This window comes from Bacteroides sp. AM07-18 (assembly GCF_003602695.1).
Taxonomy (GTDB): Bacteria; Bacteroidota; Bacteroidia; order Bacteroidales; family Bacteroidaceae; genus Bacteroides; species Bacteroides uniformis.
Map to the genome: position 1 here is coordinate 68,586 of NZ_QTLM01000017.1, position 18,516 is coordinate 87,101.

Annotated in this window: 21 protein-coding genes; 18 read left to right on the plus strand and 3 right to left on the minus strand. The window is 47.9% G+C overall.

Annotated elements, in window-relative coordinates:
* The first annotated feature begins 6 nt into the window (after nt 1–6).
* From DW096_RS16705 to DW096_RS16785, 17 genes are all read left to right on the plus strand, one after another.
* Entirely contained in the window at nt 7–318 is a 312-nt protein-coding gene (locus DW096_RS16705) for a hypothetical protein (protein ID WP_005868885.1), read from the plus strand.
* A complete protein-coding gene (locus tag DW096_RS16710) occupies nt 315–2,921 on the plus strand; it encodes a TraG family conjugative transposon ATPase (RefSeq protein WP_005868887.1) in 2,607 nt (868 codons plus the stop codon). The genes DW096_RS16705 and DW096_RS16710 overlap by 4 nt, the downstream gene beginning before the upstream one ends.
* Nucleotides 2,914–3,135, plus strand: coding sequence for a hypothetical protein (locus tag DW096_RS16715; protein WP_005868888.1), 222 nt, complete (start codon nt 2,914–2,916; stop codon nt 3,133–3,135). The genes DW096_RS16710 and DW096_RS16715 overlap by 8 nt, the downstream gene beginning before the upstream one ends.
* 5 nt (nt 3,136–3,140) lie before the next feature.
* Nucleotides 3,141–3,737 (plus strand): hypothetical protein, encoded by a 597-nt coding sequence (locus tag DW096_RS16720; protein WP_005868889.1) that lies wholly within the window; start codon nt 3,141–3,143, stop codon nt 3,735–3,737.
* A gap of 6 nt (nt 3,738–3,743) precedes the next feature.
* Nucleotides 3,744–4,799 carry a hypothetical protein gene (locus DW096_RS16725; protein ID WP_005868890.1) on the plus strand — a complete coding sequence of 352 codons (1,056 nt, stop codon included), beginning with the start codon at nt 3,744–3,746 and terminating at the stop codon, nt 4,797–4,799.
* Between the two features lie 4 nt (nt 4,800–4,803).
* Nucleotides 4,804–5,502, plus strand: coding sequence for a hypothetical protein (locus DW096_RS16730; protein ID WP_005868891.1), 699 nt, complete (start codon nt 4,804–4,806; stop codon nt 5,500–5,502).
* A complete protein-coding gene (gene traM / locus DW096_RS16735) occupies nt 5,489–6,772 on the plus strand; it encodes a conjugative transposon protein TraM (RefSeq protein WP_005868892.1) in 1,284 nt (427 codons plus the stop codon). Before DW096_RS16730 ends, traM begins: the two co-directional genes overlap by 14 nt.
* Nucleotides 6,769–6,954 carry a hypothetical protein gene (locus tag DW096_RS16740; protein WP_007564699.1) on the plus strand — a complete coding sequence of 62 codons (186 nt, stop codon included), beginning with the start codon at nt 6,769–6,771 and terminating at the stop codon, nt 6,952–6,954. Before traM ends, DW096_RS16740 begins: the two co-directional genes overlap by 4 nt.
* 12 nt (nt 6,955–6,966) lie before the next feature.
* A complete protein-coding gene (locus DW096_RS16745) occupies nt 6,967–8,079 on the plus strand; it encodes a DUF4138 domain-containing protein (RefSeq protein WP_005868893.1) in 1,113 nt (370 codons plus the stop codon).
* Complete coding sequence (locus DW096_RS16750) at nt 8,076–9,548, plus strand: DUF3945 domain-containing protein (protein ID WP_005868895.1); 1,473 nt, start codon at nt 8,076–8,078, stop codon at nt 9,546–9,548. Before DW096_RS16745 ends, DW096_RS16750 begins: the two co-directional genes overlap by 4 nt.
* A gap of 18 nt (nt 9,549–9,566) precedes the next feature.
* Nucleotides 9,567–9,752 (plus strand): hypothetical protein, encoded by a 186-nt coding sequence (locus tag DW096_RS16755; protein ID WP_005868897.1) that lies wholly within the window; start codon nt 9,567–9,569, stop codon nt 9,750–9,752.
* Between the two features lie 3 nt (nt 9,753–9,755).
* A complete protein-coding gene (locus DW096_RS16760; protein WP_005868899.1) occupies nt 9,756–10,949 on the plus strand; it encodes an ArdC family protein in 1,194 nt (397 codons plus the stop codon).
* The gene (locus DW096_RS16765; RefSeq protein ID WP_007564694.1) at nt 10,927–11,310 is read left to right on the plus strand and encodes a single-stranded DNA-binding protein; all 384 of its coding nucleotides are present in this window, start codon (nt 10,927–10,929) and stop codon (nt 11,308–11,310) included. Before DW096_RS16760 ends, DW096_RS16765 begins: the two co-directional genes overlap by 23 nt.
* A gap of 11 nt (nt 11,311–11,321) precedes the next feature.
* On the plus strand, nt 11,322–13,268 hold the full coding sequence (locus DW096_RS16770; RefSeq protein WP_005868904.1) for a type IV secretory system conjugative DNA transfer family protein: 1,947 nt from the start codon (nt 11,322–11,324) through the stop codon (nt 13,266–13,268).
* A 22-nt stretch (nt 13,269–13,290) separates the two neighbouring features.
* Nucleotides 13,291–13,710: a hypothetical protein gene (locus DW096_RS16775; protein WP_005868906.1), complete on the plus strand. Its 420-nt coding sequence runs from the start codon at nt 13,291–13,293 to the stop codon at nt 13,708–13,710.
* A 135-nt stretch (nt 13,711–13,845) separates the two neighbouring features.
* Nucleotides 13,846–14,871 carry a toprim domain-containing protein gene (locus tag DW096_RS16780; RefSeq protein ID WP_005868908.1) on the plus strand — a complete coding sequence of 342 codons (1,026 nt, stop codon included), beginning with the start codon at nt 13,846–13,848 and terminating at the stop codon, nt 14,869–14,871.
* A gap of 53 nt (nt 14,872–14,924) precedes the next feature.
* Entirely contained in the window at nt 14,925–15,410 is a 486-nt protein-coding gene (locus DW096_RS16785) for a hypothetical protein (protein ID WP_005868909.1), read from the plus strand.
* Between the two features lie 99 nt (nt 15,411–15,509).
* On the opposite strand, the gene DW096_RS16790 is transcribed toward DW096_RS16785, so the two are convergent.
* The gene (locus DW096_RS16790) at nt 15,510–16,757 is read right to left on the minus strand and encodes a PcfJ domain-containing protein (RefSeq protein WP_005868910.1); all 1,248 of its coding nucleotides are present in this window, start codon (nt 16,755–16,757) and stop codon (nt 15,510–15,512) included.
* Between the two features lies 1 nt (nt 16,758).
* Nucleotides 16,759–17,169 carry a PcfK-like family protein gene (locus DW096_RS16795; protein ID WP_005868911.1) on the minus strand — a complete coding sequence of 137 codons (411 nt, stop codon included), beginning with the start codon at nt 17,167–17,169 and terminating at the stop codon, nt 16,759–16,761.
* A 602-nt stretch (nt 17,170–17,771) separates the two neighbouring features.
* Here DW096_RS16795 and DW096_RS19465 point away from each other — a divergent pair.
* Complete coding sequence (locus tag DW096_RS19465) at nt 17,772–17,969, plus strand: hypothetical protein (protein ID WP_007564681.1); 198 nt, start codon at nt 17,772–17,774, stop codon at nt 17,967–17,969.
* Nucleotides 17,970–18,111: 142 nt separating this feature from the next.
* Here the strand turns inward: DW096_RS19465 and DW096_RS16815 are convergent, their stop codons facing one another.
* The gene (locus tag DW096_RS16815) at nt 18,112–18,510 is read right to left on the minus strand and encodes a single-stranded DNA-binding protein (RefSeq protein WP_005868746.1); all 399 of its coding nucleotides are present in this window, start codon (nt 18,508–18,510) and stop codon (nt 18,112–18,114) included.
* Nucleotides 18,511–18,516: the final 6 nt, after the last annotated feature.

Here is an 18,516-nt window from a genome sequence, read left to right on the forward strand (position 1 = left end):
AGAGCCATGAGAACCATGCGTAAAATCAACAAGCCGATCAAGTTCTTCGGTCTGTCATCGGGACAGTTCGCCATCTTCATGCTGCTGACGGCCATCATCATCATCGTGAGCATATTCAAGCAGCTGCACCCGATACTCATCATCGGAATCATTTCCGCCATTCTGTTTCTATCCGGTCTGCTGTTCCAAACCTTGAAAAAGGAACACAAGGCCGGTAACCCGGACTACCTGACCGGCCTCCGGATCAAGAACGCCACCCCCCGGCAGATAACGGACAAACGGCAGATTTTCAAATTCATCCTAAAACAGCAACCATGATAGGAATCATCATACTCATATCCCTGCTAATCTGTGCGCTGTGCCTGCTGATTGCTCTGCTGTATATCCGGCAGACAGAGATAGAGGTGAAGGACAAATCCGTGGATCTGGAAAGTGTCTTGCCTATCCAGACCATCACGGAGAACGCCGTCATCAACGGGAACGGTGACATCACCGTCGGCTACCGGCTGCTTCTGCCCGAAGTGTTCACCTTGTCGGAAAGCGAGGCGCAATACATCCATGAGCGGTTGGAGGCTCTTTTGAAGCTGCTTCCGGCAGGCACGGTCATCCATCAGCAGAATTTCTACTATACGGGGCGATACCATCATGCAGAATACTCTTCCAATGCCCTGATAGCGGAGAACAACCGTCATTTCAACGGCAAGGAGATACTGAACAGTTACACCAACCTGTATGTGACGTTCACGAACGGCAGCCGAAACGGTAAGATACGCAAAAGCGCATCGGGCACCTCGCTGATGCGAAAGCTGCACTACCCGTTCAAGCAACCTTATAAGGAATATCAGCAACGGCTGACAGAAATGGAAGCCTTTCTGATGAACTTTGAGAACGGTTTGTCGTCCATCCAGCAGTTTGAGATACGCAAGATGGATGATACGGAACTGAACAACGCCATCTACGACTACGTCAACCTCTCTTACGAGACACCGGAAAACGATGCCACGCAGAAGAGCGTCAACCCTATGGCTGTCAGTGAAAGCGGAAGCATGAAAATAGGGCAGCAGCACGTTTCCATCCTTTCGCTGACCAACGAAGGCGAGCATCTTCAGGAACTGGCCGTGCCGCACACCGGCAAGTCGAAGGCATACGGGGGAAACATAGAGATACCGGACAGCATACGGAGCAAATGCTCGATGCTGTACCCCGTAGGACTTGGCCTGCCGTTCAACCACATCGTAAACATCGTGATAGAGATAACCGATCCAGATGCCACCGTAACGGCCATCGGTGCGGAGAAAGACGCGCTGAACTACATCACCAACTTCTACCCTCCGGCGGCAGAGAAGCAACGCGAGCAGGCAGCCTTCTGCGATGAGATTACCCAGTTCGACTACCAGACCGCCTATACCGCCTTCAATGTCGTGCTGAACGATACAGACCGCACCTCGCTCATGCGGAAAACCGCACTGGTACAGCAAGGCTTCAGCTTTATGAACCAAAGTTCGTGCTATGTGGAGAACGCCGAGCTGTGCAACCTGTTCTTCTGCAACATACCCGGCAATGCCAGGGCCAATTACCGGGGCTTCGTCAACACGACCAAGCAGGCCATCTGCTATCTGCAAAAAGAGGGGATGTACCTTTCGGACGAGAAAGGGCATATCTACCATGACCGTTTCGGTACTCCCGCCAAGATAAACCTCTGGGATTATCCGGCGCTGAACAACAAGAACCGCATCGTTATCGGCCCGTCCGGTTCCGGTAAATCTTTCTGGCTGAACAATTACATCCTGCAAAGCTATGAGCTGGGCCGGGATGTGATGATCATTGACATCGGCGGCTCTTACCGCTCGATGATAGCCTTGAACCGGGGCAAATACTTCGACTCTACCGAGCAGAAGAAATTTGCGTTCAACCCCTTCTTGTGTGACCGTGACAAGAACGGCAAATACCTGTACATCGACACCACGGATGCCGAGTCTGCCGATGACCAGATAAAGACCATCGTCGCCATTATCAGCTACATTTGGAAGGTACGTGAACCCATGCTGCCTGCCGAAAACGCCATTCTCAGGAAATCCGTCATCGGATTTTACGACTATGTGAACAATTCTTCAATAGGAGAGAAGCATGAGCGTATCTTCCCGACGCTGATAACTTACCGGGCTTATCTGAAGGAAGTGTTCAGCAAACGGATGACCGAGTTTGAGAAACAGAAATTCGAGATAGAGGAGCTGTTGCTTTTACTGGAACCCTATACGGACGGAGAGCTGTCATTCCTGCTGAACGCTACCGAGAACGTGGATATCGTGCATGACCGGCTGATAGCCTTCGATATGGAAGATGCCTCTAAGAAAGAGTACTTTCCACTCGTTGCCATCATCACCCTGCAAATGATCGTGGATAAAATCAAGAAACGCCAGGGGTTTGCCAAAGAGCTAATCATCGACGAAGCACTCGACTTCCTGCAAGACGAGAAATTCGGAGACTTCATCGCCTACCTGTACCGAACCTTCCGTAAAAAGGAGGGAAGCATCACGCTGGCCGCACAGAACATCCTGTTTTTGAAAAACATGCCGTCCAGTATCAAGGACTCCATCATCATCAACTGCGCGACCAAGATTATCCTCGACCATTCAGAACACCGGCAGAACCTGCCGGAAGTGAAAGCCGTGCTTTCCATCACGGACGAAGAGGCCTATATGATCGAGTCGTTGCAGCGCACGGAACGCTGGAGAGAGTTTTTCATCAAGATGTCGAACGATGCCTTCATCTTCCGCAACGAGGTGTCCGACTTCGCCGCCGTAGCCTTCGATTCGCGCCAGGCGACAGTAGTACGACTGAAGCAGTTGTTCAACGAAAGCGGCTCGACCTATACGGCCATCAACCGCTATCTGGAGGAAAGGAGGAAAAAGTATGGATGACGCCACCCAAGGGCTGACCGCCCTTCTAGGCTGGTCAACCGACTTCAACGGCAGCGCATACAATCTTGCCGGAAGCATTGCCGCCGCACTTTTGGGCGTTGCGCTCATTTTCGTGGTATGGGCACTCGCCACGAAAAAGGAAAATGCCAAGAGCTATCTGACAGCCTGGCTGGTATGTGTCATATTCACCCTATTATTCATCACCAACAAATAACCGTCATGAAAAGAATCATTCTCATACTCGGACTTGCCGCCTCGATAGGGCTGATGGGAACCGGCAGTGTTCATGCCCAGTTCGTCGTGCATGATCCCGGCCACACCCTGCTGAACTCAACGGAATGGATCGCCAATGTCAAGAAATGGGTTACACAAATCAATGAAATGATCGATGCCCAGGAACTGCGGCTCGGCCTGCAAAAGATCGACCAGTTGAAGGAACTCAAATCATTGAAAGAGCTTGCCGACCTGCTGGACGACGTAGCCTGCCTGAGCAGCGACTACAGCTTTTACCTGAACGTAGGATCGAATTACCACTGCCTGAAATTTCTCAACTTTCAGCGTGTGACCGTCAATCTGAGCCTGAGTACCGACCTGCTGTTCAAGGTGGCCACCGTGACCAGTTACTTCTCGATGAACTCGGAAGGGCGCATGTCCTTTATCGAGCAGGTGAAGGAATCGGTGGAAAAAGCCGCCGAAGAGATGCGTGAGTTTAACGAATCCGTGCGTTCCACGGTCATTTACAAATCCATGAAGGGGCATAACCGGAAGACCTATTACCAGGGACGGTTGGCCGCTTTCACACGACACACCAATTAAAGCGTTATGAATCAAGATAATTTTCTCTGGGGACTTCAGATCACGGACGGTCTGACGATGGAACTCGTTTCGCAAATGACAGTCATCGCCTTCGGTGTTGGTGTCATCTGCTTTATCTGCAACCTAGCATACAACTATCTCTATCACGGAGCCAGCCAGCTGTTAAGCCCGAATGAGGACAAATTTCCCGACATGATGGAAATCGCCCGTTGCCTGGTACTGTTCTTCTGCCTAAGCATATACACCCCCATCGCCCAAACCATCGTAGGCACGATGGAAGTAATCAACGAAGCCACCTCGCTGACCTCCGAGCGTGCGCAGGAATTTGCCCAGTTCATGGCACAATCAGCCATCGAACAAGGAGAGATGATTGCCGAATACGACAAACACAGCCTCCAGTCGGAGGTAGCAGCCGGAGAAGACAGCACCGGCGCCATGCAGCACGAACTGGATAAAAAGATGGAAGAGGACGAAATGACCGGTGTACGCTCCAGCGTGGAGAAGATTGTGCAGCTGCTCAACCCCGCCAACCTCGCCACCCTTGTGCTTCATGGCATTTCCGCCCTATTGGTAGGAATCATACAAGTAGTCATCTTGGGTATCGGCGTGGTCATTGTCAAGCTACTGGTCATTCTCGGCCCGTTTGTCTTTGCCGTAAGCATGTTGCCGGTCTTTCAGAAACAGTTGAGTATCTGGTTCGGTACGCTCTGCTCCGCCTGTATGGTATTCACCGTCATCAATATTCTGAACCAAATCATATGGCAGACCTTCAAGGCCATCTATACGGAAAGTGCCGACATGGTGGACGCAGCTACGCAGCAGATACAATATTTAGGAATGGATCTCGCCCTGATTGGTGCTTATTGCAGCTGTTTCTGGCTATCCTCCAAAATCGTAGGACACAGCGATGCCGGGAAAATCATTTCGAAAACCGTGTCAATCGTCACCACGGCGGCCACCATCGCCCTGATGGGAGGCGCAGCGGCAGGCGGCAAGCTGACCAACGTAGGCGGTGCCGCCTCTATCGGGGCAAGTTTCATAAACGACAACAATAAAAAATAGAACTATGAATCTGATGAAATTCAAAGGAGCAGATGATGCGGTCAAGCTGACTATCCGGCTTTCAGCCGGGTACTGCATCATTCTGACTATCGCTTTTGCCAGCAGTATCATCTTCCTTATCAACAAAATAGAAAAAGCATACGGCCAGGCTCTCGTCATCGACAGGCAGGGAGAAGTCTATGAGGCAAGCAGCCTGTCTGCCAGCGATATGCGGCAATACGAATACATGAACCATGTAAAGACCTTCGTAACCCACTGGTATGCCTTTGACGAGAGCAGCTACGAGAAGAACATTTCGCTTGCGCTCAACCTCATAGGCAACAAGGGGAAGGAGCTGTTGAACGAGTACAACGATGTGAATATGCTGAACTCACTCATACAAAAGAATATCCGTTACGGGGTACGCATCAAGGATGTAGAGATTAACACACAAACGATACCCGTTTCCGGAAAGATAATCTTCACGCAGACCGGGTACCGGGCACGGGGAAGCATCTCACGTAATATCGAAGCGGAGTTCACCATCTATGATATGCTGTCCCGCAGCGAGGAAAATGCGCACGGAGCCAAGATAGAAGATTGGATTGTCCGCTATTCCGAACCCGTGGAAAGCAACGGCACCAACACATCGCAGGCAGCTTCTCCGGGCAAGAATGAAAACCAGTCAGAAACCTCTAAACCAACCGACCATGGAACCGAATAAACTTATCAAAGACAAGAACAAGCTGTTGATGGCCATCCCGGTAATCCTGGGCATCCTCTTCCTTTATGTATTCTTCATCCGTGAGGACGGGAACGTGCCGTCAGGGAGTGACAGACAGGCCGCCTCGCAAGCCTTTTTGGAACCACAGTCGGAAATGGCCGACAAGGTGAACGACAAGATGGAAGCCTATAAGCAGGACAAACTGGAAGAGCAGGAGAAGGCACGCATCCTGAAAGAGTCTCAGGTCAAAGGATCTGATTTTTACTTCGAGCTGCAAAACCAGCAGGAGCGGTATGACCGTGCCACACTGGAGCGCATCCGCCGTATGCAGAACGATCCGTACAGCGAAGTCATGGCAGAATACGGAGGTGGCCGGAACGGACGCTTCTCTCATCAGCTGGAAAGCCAACTGGACGGACTGGAGGACGAGCAGGCGCTCAACGAGATTATCCGGGAAGCCAAGAAGAACTCACGCATCCGCAAGGAACTGGAAGAATCCGACAAATACCGCAAGCGCATGTATGAACGGATTGTCAATTATGACCAAGAGGGAAAAACGGAGAAAGCCGCTGCCAACCCTTCCGGCCATCCATCCGCCGACAGCCTGATGCAAAAAGGCCCGATCTACCATGCCGAAAACGGCAAGCGGGTACGCCGCCAACCGACCTCCGCACCGGGAAACAGCAACCTCTTCAGGGCTTGCATCCACGGCGACCAGACCGTAGTCACGGGCAGTACGGTACGGATGCGGTTGCTTCAGGACGTAACCCTATCCGGCATGAAGATACCGGCCAACACGCTGTTTTACGGTATCGCCACTTTGGGAGCCAACCGCCTCGATGTGGTAGTCAGCAACCTGAAGGTAGGAGACAACCTCAATCCCGTATCGGTGGTTGTCTTCGACAATGATGCCATGGAAGGTTTGAACCTGCCCAATAACCTGAAAGCCAGTGCAGCCAAGCGTATGGAACAAGGTCTTGTACAGAACATTGACATGCCGCTCTCTTCCATCGGCACGATGGCCAGCGAAGTGACCAGCGTAGTCAACGCCACCACCCAGGTAGCCAAGCAAATCTTGAACATGAGCCTCTCACAAGTGAAGGTACATCTCAAGTCCAACTACGAAATGTATATCCAAGAAGAGAGTCAGGAATCGAAGTTGCGTAGGCAAGCCGTGCAAGCGGAGTTACAGAAGCTCTATGAGCAAATGGAACAAGAGAAAACGAACAAGAAAAATCATCCCCTTCAAACATTGATAGACAAATTATGATAGACATTCTCAATTACCTGCTTGCGCTGTCAGCGGTCTTTTTCGGCTATCGGATCTACGTATCACGCCGGAACGGACGAGCCTTTAAAGAAATCCGTCCGCTGACCGTTTCTTTCGGCATTACCCTGCTTCTTCTATGGGGCATTACCGTATTCACCGCCTTTTTTTCAAGAACCGTTTAACATATCGACAACATGAAGAAATATATTTATCTACTGTTTTACTGCTTTGTGTGCAGTCTGCCGCTCTTCGCTCAGGAAAACGGCACTCCCCGGAAACAAGCCATCAGCCAAAAAGACATCTTTATCTCTTTCGACTGTGTGAAACACCTGGTATTTCCTGTGCAAGTATCTGATATCGCCATCGGCGAACAGGAGCTTGTCATGGCCAGCCGGGTAGAAGAGGCGCCCCATATCGTCAGGCTCTCGGCGCAAGCGGAAGGATTCACCGAAGAGACCAACCTGACCGTAGTCTGCATCGACGGAAGCGTTTACACCTATCACATCCGCTACCTTCCCGAAGGCGGCACGGATTCGTACCCGAACATTTACGAGGACAACGGGAAATGGCAGCACCATGACTATCAGGCAGAAGTCAGCGACCTCCATCTGGCCGAGTTCTTCTTTCCGGAGGACATCGCTTACGGAACGCCCGGCAACGAGGTGTCCTTCACTCTGGCCGCCTACAACAACCAGTTGAAAGTATCAACCGCCAAAGATGCCGTGGCATATTCCAACCTGTTTGTGGTGGATAAGGCCATGAACACTTACCACATCACCATCAAACGGGGCAATACCTCCGTATTCACCTACAATTTTGATGACCAGCGCAAATATACCGCCCATGTGGATGTGAACAGCGAGGAAATGGAAAGATGCATCCAAGAGCTGCGCACCAAGAAGCGCAACATCTACAGCCTGGGGGTCATCGAGAACAAGTTTGAGTTGTCAATGGCCAATCTGTATGTGCATGAGGACTTCATGTTTTTCATCTTTGACCTGAAAAACAAATCATACATCGACTACGACATCGAGTTTGTCAAATGTTTCCAGCGTGACCAAAAGAAGAGCAAGAACGCCATCCAGCAAGAAACGACCATCGAACCTATCTATCAGAAAGATTTTGATACGAAAATCAAGGGCAAGAGCCGGAACCGGCTGATACTTGGTTTCGACAAATTCACGATACCCGATGATAAGGTATTCGAGATCGAGATTTACGAGCGAAACGGCGGGCGGCACATCAAGCTGGCCGTGTTGAACGAATACATCCTTTCCGCAGAACCCTTATACAAGCCACAGCCATGAAACTGAGAGAAGCATTAGACACCTATATGTTCGACAACGTGGGACAGTTCGGCGGCATCGCCGAATCACTGGGCTATCAGACCGAATACCGGGACGGATATTTCCGGTTCCGCAAAGACGGGGAAGAGCTGAGCATGAGCGTAAGCGAAATCAGGGAAAAAGCCGGAGCAAAGTACGATGAAAGCCTTCGTGACCAATCAAAAGAACGTGTATCCGCCCTTTTTGACAAGGAACGTGCCAATGATCCTAAATATGTCGCCGAGCTGGAGAAGGATGGCATCAGCATCAAGCGGTGGGAGAACCTGAAGGGACATGACAAGGACGGCTTTACCGTCATCGACCATCGCCTGAAGGTATGCTACACCGGACAGTCGCTCTATGAATACGCCTACAAGCAAGGGAACATCCTCGACGGGAAAGGCACCAAGCTGGAAAAGGGTGTCATGTCTGATTTGATGGAGATACACGGCAAACCGGGGAAGCTCCGTTTCAACGATGACGGAATCTCCGTATTCTACCGCAAAGAGGCGTTGGTTATCCCGGACAAGGTGCTGGGAAAGAAGTTGGGCAAGAAAGAGAAAGAACAGCTGCTTGCCGGTGACATCGTACCCATCACCGTAAATAAGAAGGACATCCTGCTGCAAGTTGACCGGGATCTGAACTCCGTCATCCTGCGCACCAACCAGGAAATCAAGATTCCCGACATCATCGGGCAGACCAGCGAATATGGCGGCTACAAGTTAACCAAAGCCGACAAATACCTGCTCGCCAACGGCCATGCACTGGAGAACAAGCTGCTGCACAGTCCGGAAGGCTACTTCATTGCCGACATCCAACTGACGGATGACAGGAAAGGAGTCATGATACAGAACATACAGAGTATCACTCCCGGCAAGGCACAAGAGCTGATCAAGGCCATGACCCCCAAACTGGAAGCCCATGCGGCCAACATAGAAGCTGCAAAAGAGCAAAAACACGAAGAGGGGCGCAATATGGAAGCCGAGTTTAAGGAAGCGGTGGGCAAACATGACTTTGAAAAAATCGGGAAGCTCAAAGAGGAAGGATATAAACCCAGTGAAGAGTTTATCAAAGGAATCGGTAAGGAACACGGTCTGGATGAAAGGCAAACCCATGAAGTCATCCAGCTGTTCGGCACCAAGCCGGAAGAACAGGGCGAACATGAAAGGCAGGCCGCACGTCTGTTGGATGCCGCACAGACCGACAACTTTCATGTCATCCAAGAGATACAGAAAGAAGGGTACCGGCTCACTCAAGAAGACCTTACCCGGATGCGTGAAACGGGTGTGCAAGCCAACACACTGATAGCCGTACAAAAGATTTTCGGGATGGAAGGCAGCACAAAGACACTGGGAGATGTCAAACTGGCCAGCACACCCAAACCCGACAACAGCAAGGAAATGGCCCGTCCGATAGCCAGCACCATCAACCGGGCTTTCAATGACTTATAACCTAAAAAATCAGGAATTATGGATTACGATGAATTAGTACAGAAAAACATTGCAGGAGAAATCAGTGACTTAGAGTTTCTACTTGCACAGGAAGAGCTTGCACAAGCCTATCAAGAAGAGATGGCTGCCAAGCAGCAAGAGACAAACAACCAAACGGCCAGAGAATGGCTGCTTGATTACGAGAACAGAAATCTATACCAATAAATCATGGATACAGCAAGTGATAAAGCATTACAGCGTTTCGCCGAACTGATGATCGAAAAGATAAAGCAGGTGGAAGACAACTGGCAAAAGCCTTGGTTCGGGATAAAGGGTGGGGGACTTCCGCAAAATATCGAGGGAAGAACCTACAACGGAGTAAATTCCTTCATGTTGTTTCTACTTTCGGAAAAAGAGCAGTACAGCCTGCCGGTCTATATGACCTTCATGCAAGCCAAAGACAACGGCCTTAACATACTGAAAGGAGAAAAGTCATTCCCAGTCATTTACTGGAATTTCTCAGTAAGAGACAAGAACGGAAAGAAAATACCTTTCGACGTATATAAGAACCTGGATAAAAACGAGCAGCAGGAATATAAGGTCACGCCGTTTCTGAAGACATACAATGTGTTCAACGTACAGCAGACCAATCTTCAGGAAACGAAACCGGAGAAATGGGAAGCATTGAAGGAGCAATTCAAGATACCGGCCATCAAGGACGAGCAAGGGATGCTCACCGTGCCTCTGATTGATGCGATGGTACGGGAACAGCAATGGATCTGCCCCATTTATTCCAAGGAAGGAAATAGTGCTTACCATGCAAGGGGAGAAGATAACCATATCGTCGTACCCCTGAAGGGGCAGTTTAAGGACGGAGAGAATTTCTACTCCACACTACTGCATGAGATGGCGCACTCGACTGGAGAACCTGAGCATCTGAACCGGGAAAAAGGCGTGATTTTCGGAGACAAGCAATATGCCAAAGAGGAACTGGTTGCCGAACTCACCTCCGCTACCGTCGGGCAAAGCCTGGGAATATCCACCCATATCCGGGAAGAAAATGCCATGTATCTAAAAAACTGGCTGGGAGCCTTGAAAGAAGATCCCAAATTCATCTACAACATCCTTGCCGATGTAGGAAAAGCCAGCAATATGATTCAGGAACATACCGCACGGATGGAACAGTACCTCACACCGGAGGAACGGTTCACGCAGGCCGTCCTGCAAGACAACCGTCCGGTATTGGAGCAGATGAAAAACGAAGGTTTTACCCCTTCATCACGGTTATTGGAAAGTGTTGCGGCAAACCATCCTACAGCCGACAACCTTGAAACGCTACACAGCACTTTCGGCATTTCGCTGCCTTCCATGGAAGCGGAGCCAGCCATGAAAAATATGAATGAGCCACAGCTCGGATTATAAACTTTTAAAAACCATCATTATGTTTACAGGACAAATTATCGGTTATGTCGGTGCGGATGCCCGGCAGAACAAGAACGGAAAAGGATTCAACTTCCATGTATCCACCAAGTACAAGAACGTGAACAACGAGGAACAGACCCTATGGGTATGCTGTTTCGTGAATTACGAGAGTAAAGTCTTTGAGTATCTGAAAAAAGGGACACAGGTATATGTCTGCGGCGATGTGTATGCCGATGTATTCCAGAAGGATGACGGTAGCCACATCCCATCCGTCAGCCTGACCGTCTCACGCATTGAGTTACTGGGAAAGGCAGAGAAAAAAGAGAGCGGTGACGGAACGGCATCCGGACAACCCCAATAACAGCAACGGCCATGGAAAGAGAGAAGAAAGACCTGTCATTCATCCTGATCCTGCTATCCACGCTCATCGGGACAGCCGTACTGTTTCAGTGGGCTATCGTTACGGGATTATACGCTCCACTACGTAATCCGGCCATGTGGGAAAGGCTGATGGAGAAGGATATCCTATTCCGGTTTCTCTACGTTATCCTGATCGGAGGCCTCGCTTTTCTCTTTCCGGTTGGCAAAGTGAAAGACGAAAACAAGAAATGGGTTTACACCAGTATGACACTGGTTACGGCATCCATGCTGGTTGTCGGATTCAGCCGGTTATCAGCGTGGTATAACCTATTTGTATTTCCCATTCTATTCGTAGCGTACACGCTGCTTGTCATCAAGACTCTGCCTTATTTCATCCGGCGTCATGCCCAATCCGATGATAGCATTTTCGGGTTAAGCCGGGAAGAATCGGCTTTCTACTTCCGCTTTGAAACCGCCTCCGGGCCGCTGGTCATCCATAAGCCGCAGCAGAATGTCTATATCGACGGCGGTCCGGGAAGCGGTAAATCAGAGAGCTGGATCAAGGGAATCATCTACCAGTGCGCCGAGCGCAACTATGCCGGATTCGTGTACGATTGGGAGGGTGATCCCACCAAGGACAAGTCACCCATCCTCTCACGTATCGCATACGGAAGCATCGAACATTTCCGGAACAAGGGGATGGAAACACCCCGTTTCGCCTATATCAACTTTGTGGATATGTCACGCACGGTCAGGGTGAACGTACTTTCTCCGCAATACATGTCAAAGGGAAACGAATCGCTATTCATCCGCAATATCATCATGACACTGATGAAGAATCTGGAAGCAAGCTGGAAGGAAAAGACCGACTTTTGGGCCAACAATGCCATCAACTACGTCTATTCAATCGCCTATAAATGTTTCAAGGAAAGGAAGCTTGGTATCTGTACGCTGCCCCATGTGATAGCCCTTGCCCTTTCTGACAGCAACCTAGTATTCCACTGGCTGTCGGAAGATCCTGAAATCGCATTGAACATGTCCTCCATGCTGACCGCCTGGAAACTGGGTGCACAACAGCAGACAGCCGGAGCCGTATCATCCGCACAGACTCCGTTGGTACTCCTGAACAACAAATACATCTTCTGGGTGTTGTCGCCACTTCCCGAAGAAGAGTTCTCTTTGGATATAACCAACAAGGAACACCCAACGCTGTTATGCGTAGGCAATGCGCCCACCATCAAGGAAGCCGTTTCCCCTGCTATTTCCTGCATCGGCAGCGTCTTGATGTCACAGATGAACAATCCCGGCAAAGCGACCAGCATATTCATGGTAGATGAATTTCCGACCATCCTGTTGCAAGGCATTGACACTTTCATCGGAACCGCCCGGAAGCACAATGTCGCTACCATTCTCGCCGTTCAGGACTTCAACCAAGCGGTCAGGGACTATGGAGAGAAAAGTGCCAACATCCTGAAAGCCTCCTGCGGAACGCAGGCTTACGGTATGACCGGAAATGAGAAGACCGCCAAAGACATCGAGAACTTGCTTGGGGAGAAGAAAGAAGCGCAAGAATCTTATTCACACCAAGCCGGTGGCAATAACAGTGTCACGGAGAGCCTGCAAAAAGAAAAAGTCTTAAAGGCAAGGGACATTGCCGGACAAGCAGCCGGACACTTCATTGGCAAGATTGCCGGAGGCAAGCCGCCATTCTTCAGCGTGCAGATGGATATGTGCCGTTTTGAAGAGAAGGAGATACCCCGTTTCTCCTTACCGGTCAAACTGGGCAACGGCAAAGAAGAGATGGAACTGGAAATCCTGGAAGAGATTATCCAGCAGAACTACATCAAAATCATTGAAGATGTCAACGCCATCCTCAAAAAGATAGAGGACAAATTAAAAGAAAAGTCAGCAGTTCCGCCAACCGGGACACACAAGACAGAACAAAAAATCATCCGATAACATTCAACAAAAGAATCCTACCATGAGAAAAATTCATTCATTATTAGCGGCAGCCTGCTTATTGGCCGCTTCATGCAACAAAGAGGAAATCCAATCGGAAACAGACAAAGCCGGCATGTATCACATCACCGTAGCCGTAACCGGTTCCTCACCCAAAGGCAGTGTGCATATATATAATCTTGACGGCGTGAGATTCAGGAACGAACGCACCGGTACCTCCGCAGCTTCCGTAGATGAGAGTTTCACCGATAAAGCGGAATACAGCACGGAAAAGCCTGTCAGCCAAATTACCGTGCAAGGCATTCTCTATTCAAAAGAGAGTGCTATCATCACCATGCAGATAAAAAAAGACGGGGAAAGCGTATTCAACCAGAGCAAACAGTTGGAGGCCGTTCCCGGTATAGACACTACTGTTGATTTGGTTTACAGTACCTTGAAATAAAAATGCAGACGAATCAAAAAACATATACTTTCTCTTCCATATTTAGATGATATTTCTTATCTTTATGAAAGATAATCTTTCTCATTTATAATCTAAGCTCAGATAAAATGAGATTCAACTAATCCAGTCAACGTTATGAAAGTCGATTTCAATCAGATAAAAACAACCATTTCTCTGCCCGATTTCCTGCTGGAACTAGGATGGAAAATCGTGGAAGGCTCTTCCAACTCCTGTCCCAAAATGAGCAACGGAACGCATACCATCGTCATCAAGCGGAACTCGCAGAACCAATACACCTATTGGGACGTGCATAGTGACAGCGTGCGTGGCCGCAGTATCATGGATCTGATGCAGGAACATCTATTTGAAACAACCGGAAAAATGCCGTCCTTGCGCGAGGTGGGGGAGATCCTTCAGAACTACATCAACACCAACCGCATCACGACACCCGAAAAAAGCCGGTATGAAGTAGGTAACACAAGCATGAGAGCGGACGAACTTCAATTCTACTTGAGCCAGCTACAACCCTACAAGGGCAATTATCTCCAGAAAAGAGGTATCCTGAAAGAAAGCATTGAAAGCCGGTTCTTCAAAGACACTTTCTTTATCCGTGAGGTAAAGAACAAAGGGAGTGTTTACCGCAACGTGTGCATCAAGATGTACAATGAAAACGGTGTGCAAGCCATTTCTCAACGAAATGAAACATTCAAAGGGATTATCGGTGGCAAGTTCGACTGTCTGGCGACCAGCAACCATGACAAAAGCCGCCCGATAGACATTCTCTACATTGGGGAGTCATTTATAGACTGTATCTCCCACTATCAATTACGCCATTCCGGAAACGACCTCAATCTTGTATATGTATCTACGGAAGGGACATTCACGGAAGGACAAATGAGGCTATTACGCCTGATTCTTGACAAGAACCAGGTAAAGGAGCTCCGGAGCATCTTTGACAACGACAAACAAGGGCACAAGTACACTCTATGGCTGCATCGTTACTTTCATGGCGATACGACTGATGTCGAGAGCCTGAGTAACGATGAACTCCGCAACAAGGTACGGAAACTGAAGAACGTCGAACTTTCGGAAAACAAGGATTGGAACGATGATCTGAAAATCTCGTGTGGCATCTGTTCCTCCACGGAGGACGGCCAGTAACCTCATAGATTTGCTCCATCACATAATACGACAACCTATAAAATCAGATCAATATGAATATCAAGCATTTATTTTTTTGTATGCTGCTCATTGCCTTTTCCTCATGCAGCAAACCCGGCTATGAGAAGGCCATTGCGGAATGGGTTCAGACAGATTCTCACGGCACCTGGACGGATTTAAAGTTCGAACTACTGGAAGTGTTGGAAACAGAAGACGTCACCGTATCGGACAGCCTGTGCTACCTGAACAACAAAAGCGCACAATTATCCGCTGTCATACAGAAAGCGGAAAGTCCCCGTGCCTTATTCAAACCGTCCTTTTCCGCCTATATGGAAGCCGAAAAAAGCCTGAAAGCAACGGATGCCATGAAAGCCATGTACCTGCACCGTGACAGTACGGAAGTTATCGGCAAGATATTAAAATGCAGGTATGCCATCGTCCAGCCACACTCAGGGGTGCAGCAGAAAAAGACGGCTTCTTTCCTATTGTCCCCCGACATGGAAAAATGTATCGGCAAACTAAAGCCGACAAGCAAATAATCCGAGCGTAACGATGTGTAGCGACAACGTTTTTTGGGGTTCTTTTTTGGGCGTCTTCCAAAAAAGAACTCCCACACATTTAGATGTGTGGGCTATTCATTACACTACCATCCTTTCCCTTATCAACGGTATATTATCCCGTACCAAATTCAGAATCCGGTCATGATAGGCTGATAATTGGTTAGACTTTCCACGACACTGGCACACCTCCATCCTGCTAAGTGAAAACTCCACCGTTTCCATGCGCCTTCCATCCACCGTTGCCGACATTATCAACGAATCTTCTCTCTTATAATAGGCGTTGCTGAATACACAATGATGCAGCAACTTTCCCTCTTTGTAAAAGTCCGAAAGGCTTTCCAATACCCGAACCATAATATTTCCATCCGCAAACGAAAGATTAAAGAAACGTGATTTGGCAGCAATATAGTCTTTTTCATCCTTTTCAGAATATTTTTTCTTACATTTCCCCATCACCCAATCATGCGCTTCTTCTACATTCAACGGACACAAATAATGAGGATTTCTCGCATCCAATTTATTTTCTATCAGCATATCCACATAGTCCAGCCACAAGTCCGCATCATGTATCACATAGTCATGTCTTAAACAGATTTTTACATACGTCCAATACTTATCTATACCATATTTTCTCTCTAAAAATCTCAAGAACAAATTCATTTGCCCTGCCTTATATAATATCTCCATCCGATTATCAGTTAATAATGTCATAAAGAAGGAACTCGGACAAATATCATAAAAGGCACCCTTAAATCCATTCCTCGTAAGTTCGGGTATCACTTTCATTCTCGGATAGATAACTGCCGGGCAAATATCATAAATACGGTCATGATGCACATTCCGCTTACGCAATTCCAAAGAACTTCCATATATCCATGCATCGTAATAAAATATAGACATGCCCCGCAGCAAAGACAGCGTTTCTGTCTTGCCCTCTTTATTCATCCAACACTGTACCGCCTCAATTATAAAGTAATTAGCCGGAGACCCTTTTTTCAGCCGGCAGTCCACCATAAAAAAACGGATAACTTGATATTGCTTGTATGTAGTAATCACACAAAAATATTCTTTATATACAGCCGTCCTTTTCCTGCTATTCTCCAATTTCAGGTTCATACCGCAATGAGGACATTTACAGTTTTTCTTATCTTCCTTATCCCGCCATGTATGCCCACAATCCAAACAAAAGCAATTCCCCTTTGCATCACGCTTGAAATAATGCACAAAGCAATGTTTATAGGCATAACGCTTTTGAGCCTCTGAAACGGGAGCTAACTTCCTGCTCCCATTCACGATTTCCATTTGTAATTTTGTCTTGGGTTTCATATCAAAAAAGAGTTAACTGGGTTTGTACTTCGGTGTTGTTCTCACGTTTAGCTTGTTGACGCTTCTTCAACTTTGCCAATTCTTCCTCCTGCAATTTTTTGATAGCAGCCTCACGAGCCGCTTTCTTTTCTTCCTCTGACAATTCAACATGATGATTTACGACTACATTACATTTCAATGGGCTACCCACCTCAATATTATCTTCCTGATAATAGTGCAACGCCATACCAAAAATTTCATCATCACTAAAACCACAGCAACCGCTTTTCTTCACTTGGTTTAAAATATAGGTAATGCAATTATCTATATTCTTTGTAGGTTTTTGATAGACTGGAGCAAACAGACTATCCACCGCTGCCATATTATCAAGGTATGCCTTGATGGTACTTTTAAATTGTTCTGACACTTTCATAGTATATCATTTTTAGATTTCATTTCACAATAAGCCAATTTCACGAGAAACAAGGAGAATAGGCAAATAAGAGCCAACAACGTAACCGACACAACCTTTATCGGACTTGGCGTTATTACCGCTCCGACAAACATAGCCACTGCACAAAGAGCGATGATGACCGAAAAAACAAATTGAATGATTTGCATATACTTCTGCTACTTAGTTTGTTAAACTTCTAATTTTATGCTTCAGCTAGATTTAAAGACCTTTTTTTAAAACCCCTTTCCGGGATGGCCTTTTCTTTCTGCCGACTTTTTTTTTGAGCTTTCATGCCCCATCTGAGTTTATGAGCCTTTTTTTTACGGCACACAACAATAAGGAAGGAGGGATTAAGAAAAGTTTTGGACGACAAAAAATGTTGGGGACAGCGAAGCCGTCCGGCGTTATTTTTTTCGGGACAAAGGGGCGAAGACCGGAACTCTTTCGTATCCATCCACCGAAATAAATTTGCCGTTCAAAAACAAAGGATCTCAGATGGAGCTATGAAAAAAGCACATTAGGGGAGGCAGAAAACAAGGAAAAGGGCAGTACGGAAAGTAAAACAAACCATACGGTTTTGCTTGCAAAACCGTATTCCTATCTCCCTGCCACAAGTGACAGGGGGGGAACGGGTTAGCAACGGACTGCCGGGACAAACGGTAAAAGGAAGGAACTGCAATACGGAAGAAGGAGGTTGTTTCGGCAATGCCGAAGCTCCGGATGATGACCATTGCAATCCCGCCCACGTTTGGAACTTCTCTTTTCTGGTTTGCCCATAATCAGCCGCATAGCGGATGACTACGGGCAAACCGGGAATGAGAACAGTCATTCCGATGAAGGGGAGGGTGGGGAAGAATACTGCGTGAACGCAAAAACACTCTCGGATATGTAGCAAAAAAAAGCGGCACTAGGCCGCTTCAATCATTTGCTTGCTTTTTTCTTTTTAGAGACAGCCTTCTGTTTAGGCTGATCCGGTTTTTCTTCTTCTTTTTCCGGAGCCGGATAAAACTTGGTGGCTACCATCACAATGCGGTTACGCTTCTCCCCACTTTTAGAATCCGTCCATTCTTCCGGCTTAAAGTAGCCTTCAACGGTTATCAGCTCACCTTTTTTCAATACATCGAAGGAATCCAGTGCTTCATTCTTTCTCCAGGCTTCAATCCCCATGAAAGCGGAAACATAAGAGGTTTCTTCACCTGTCTTGTCTGCACGGCTGACCGCGATAGAAAAGCGTGCTACGCTTGCTGTTTCAAAACTACGGATTTCTGCATCCTTACCGATAAAACCTGTTACTGCGAATGAATTTTCAATCTTTTTCATATCTCT

Excerpts from the sequence above, each read along its gene's own strand:
- DW096_RS16705 (WP_005868885.1), top strand. The coding sequence starts at position 7 with ATGAGAACCATGCGTAAAATCAACAAGCCGATCAAGTTCTTCGGTCTG.
- DW096_RS16710 (WP_005868887.1), top strand. The coding sequence starts at position 315 with ATGATAGGAATCATCATACTCATATCCCTGCTAATCTGTGCGCTGTGC.
- DW096_RS16715 (WP_005868888.1), top strand. The coding sequence starts at position 2,914 with ATGGATGACGCCACCCAAGGGCTGACCGCCCTTCTAGGCTGGTCAACC.
- DW096_RS16720 (WP_005868889.1), top strand. The coding sequence starts at position 3,141 with ATGAAAAGAATCATTCTCATACTCGGACTTGCCGCCTCGATAGGGCTG.
- DW096_RS16725 (WP_005868890.1), top strand. The coding sequence starts at position 3,744 with ATGAATCAAGATAATTTTCTCTGGGGACTTCAGATCACGGACGGTCTG.
- DW096_RS16730 (WP_005868891.1), top strand. The coding sequence starts at position 4,804 with ATGAATCTGATGAAATTCAAAGGAGCAGATGATGCGGTCAAGCTGACT.
- traM (WP_005868892.1), top strand. The coding sequence starts at position 5,489 with ATGGAACCGAATAAACTTATCAAAGACAAGAACAAGCTGTTGATGGCC.
- DW096_RS16740 (WP_007564699.1), top strand. The coding sequence starts at position 6,769 with ATGATAGACATTCTCAATTACCTGCTTGCGCTGTCAGCGGTCTTTTTC.
- DW096_RS16745 (WP_005868893.1), top strand. The coding sequence starts at position 6,967 with ATGAAGAAATATATTTATCTACTGTTTTACTGCTTTGTGTGCAGTCTG.
- DW096_RS16750 (WP_005868895.1), top strand. The coding sequence starts at position 8,076 with ATGAAACTGAGAGAAGCATTAGACACCTATATGTTCGACAACGTGGGA.
- DW096_RS16755 (WP_005868897.1), top strand. The coding sequence starts at position 9,567 with ATGGATTACGATGAATTAGTACAGAAAAACATTGCAGGAGAAATCAGT.
- DW096_RS16760 (WP_005868899.1), top strand. The coding sequence starts at position 9,756 with ATGGATACAGCAAGTGATAAAGCATTACAGCGTTTCGCCGAACTGATG.
- DW096_RS16765 (WP_007564694.1), top strand. The coding sequence starts at position 10,927 with ATGAGCCACAGCTCGGATTATAAACTTTTAAAAACCATCATTATGTTT.
- DW096_RS16770 (WP_005868904.1), top strand. The coding sequence starts at position 11,322 with ATGGAAAGAGAGAAGAAAGACCTGTCATTCATCCTGATCCTGCTATCC.
- DW096_RS16775 (WP_005868906.1), top strand. The coding sequence starts at position 13,291 with ATGAGAAAAATTCATTCATTATTAGCGGCAGCCTGCTTATTGGCCGCT.
- DW096_RS16780 (WP_005868908.1), top strand. The coding sequence starts at position 13,846 with ATGAAAGTCGATTTCAATCAGATAAAAACAACCATTTCTCTGCCCGAT.
- DW096_RS16785 (WP_005868909.1), top strand. The coding sequence starts at position 14,925 with ATGAATATCAAGCATTTATTTTTTTGTATGCTGCTCATTGCCTTTTCC.
- DW096_RS16790 (WP_005868910.1), bottom strand. The coding sequence starts at position 16,757 with ATGAAACCCAAGACAAAATTACAAATGGAAATCGTGAATGGGAGCAGG.
- DW096_RS16795 (WP_005868911.1), bottom strand. The coding sequence starts at position 17,169 with ATGAAAGTGTCAGAACAATTTAAAAGTACCATCAAGGCATACCTTGAT.
- DW096_RS16815 (WP_005868746.1), bottom strand. The coding sequence starts at position 18,510 with ATGAAAAAGATTGAAAATTCATTCGCAGTAACAGGTTTTATCGGTAAG.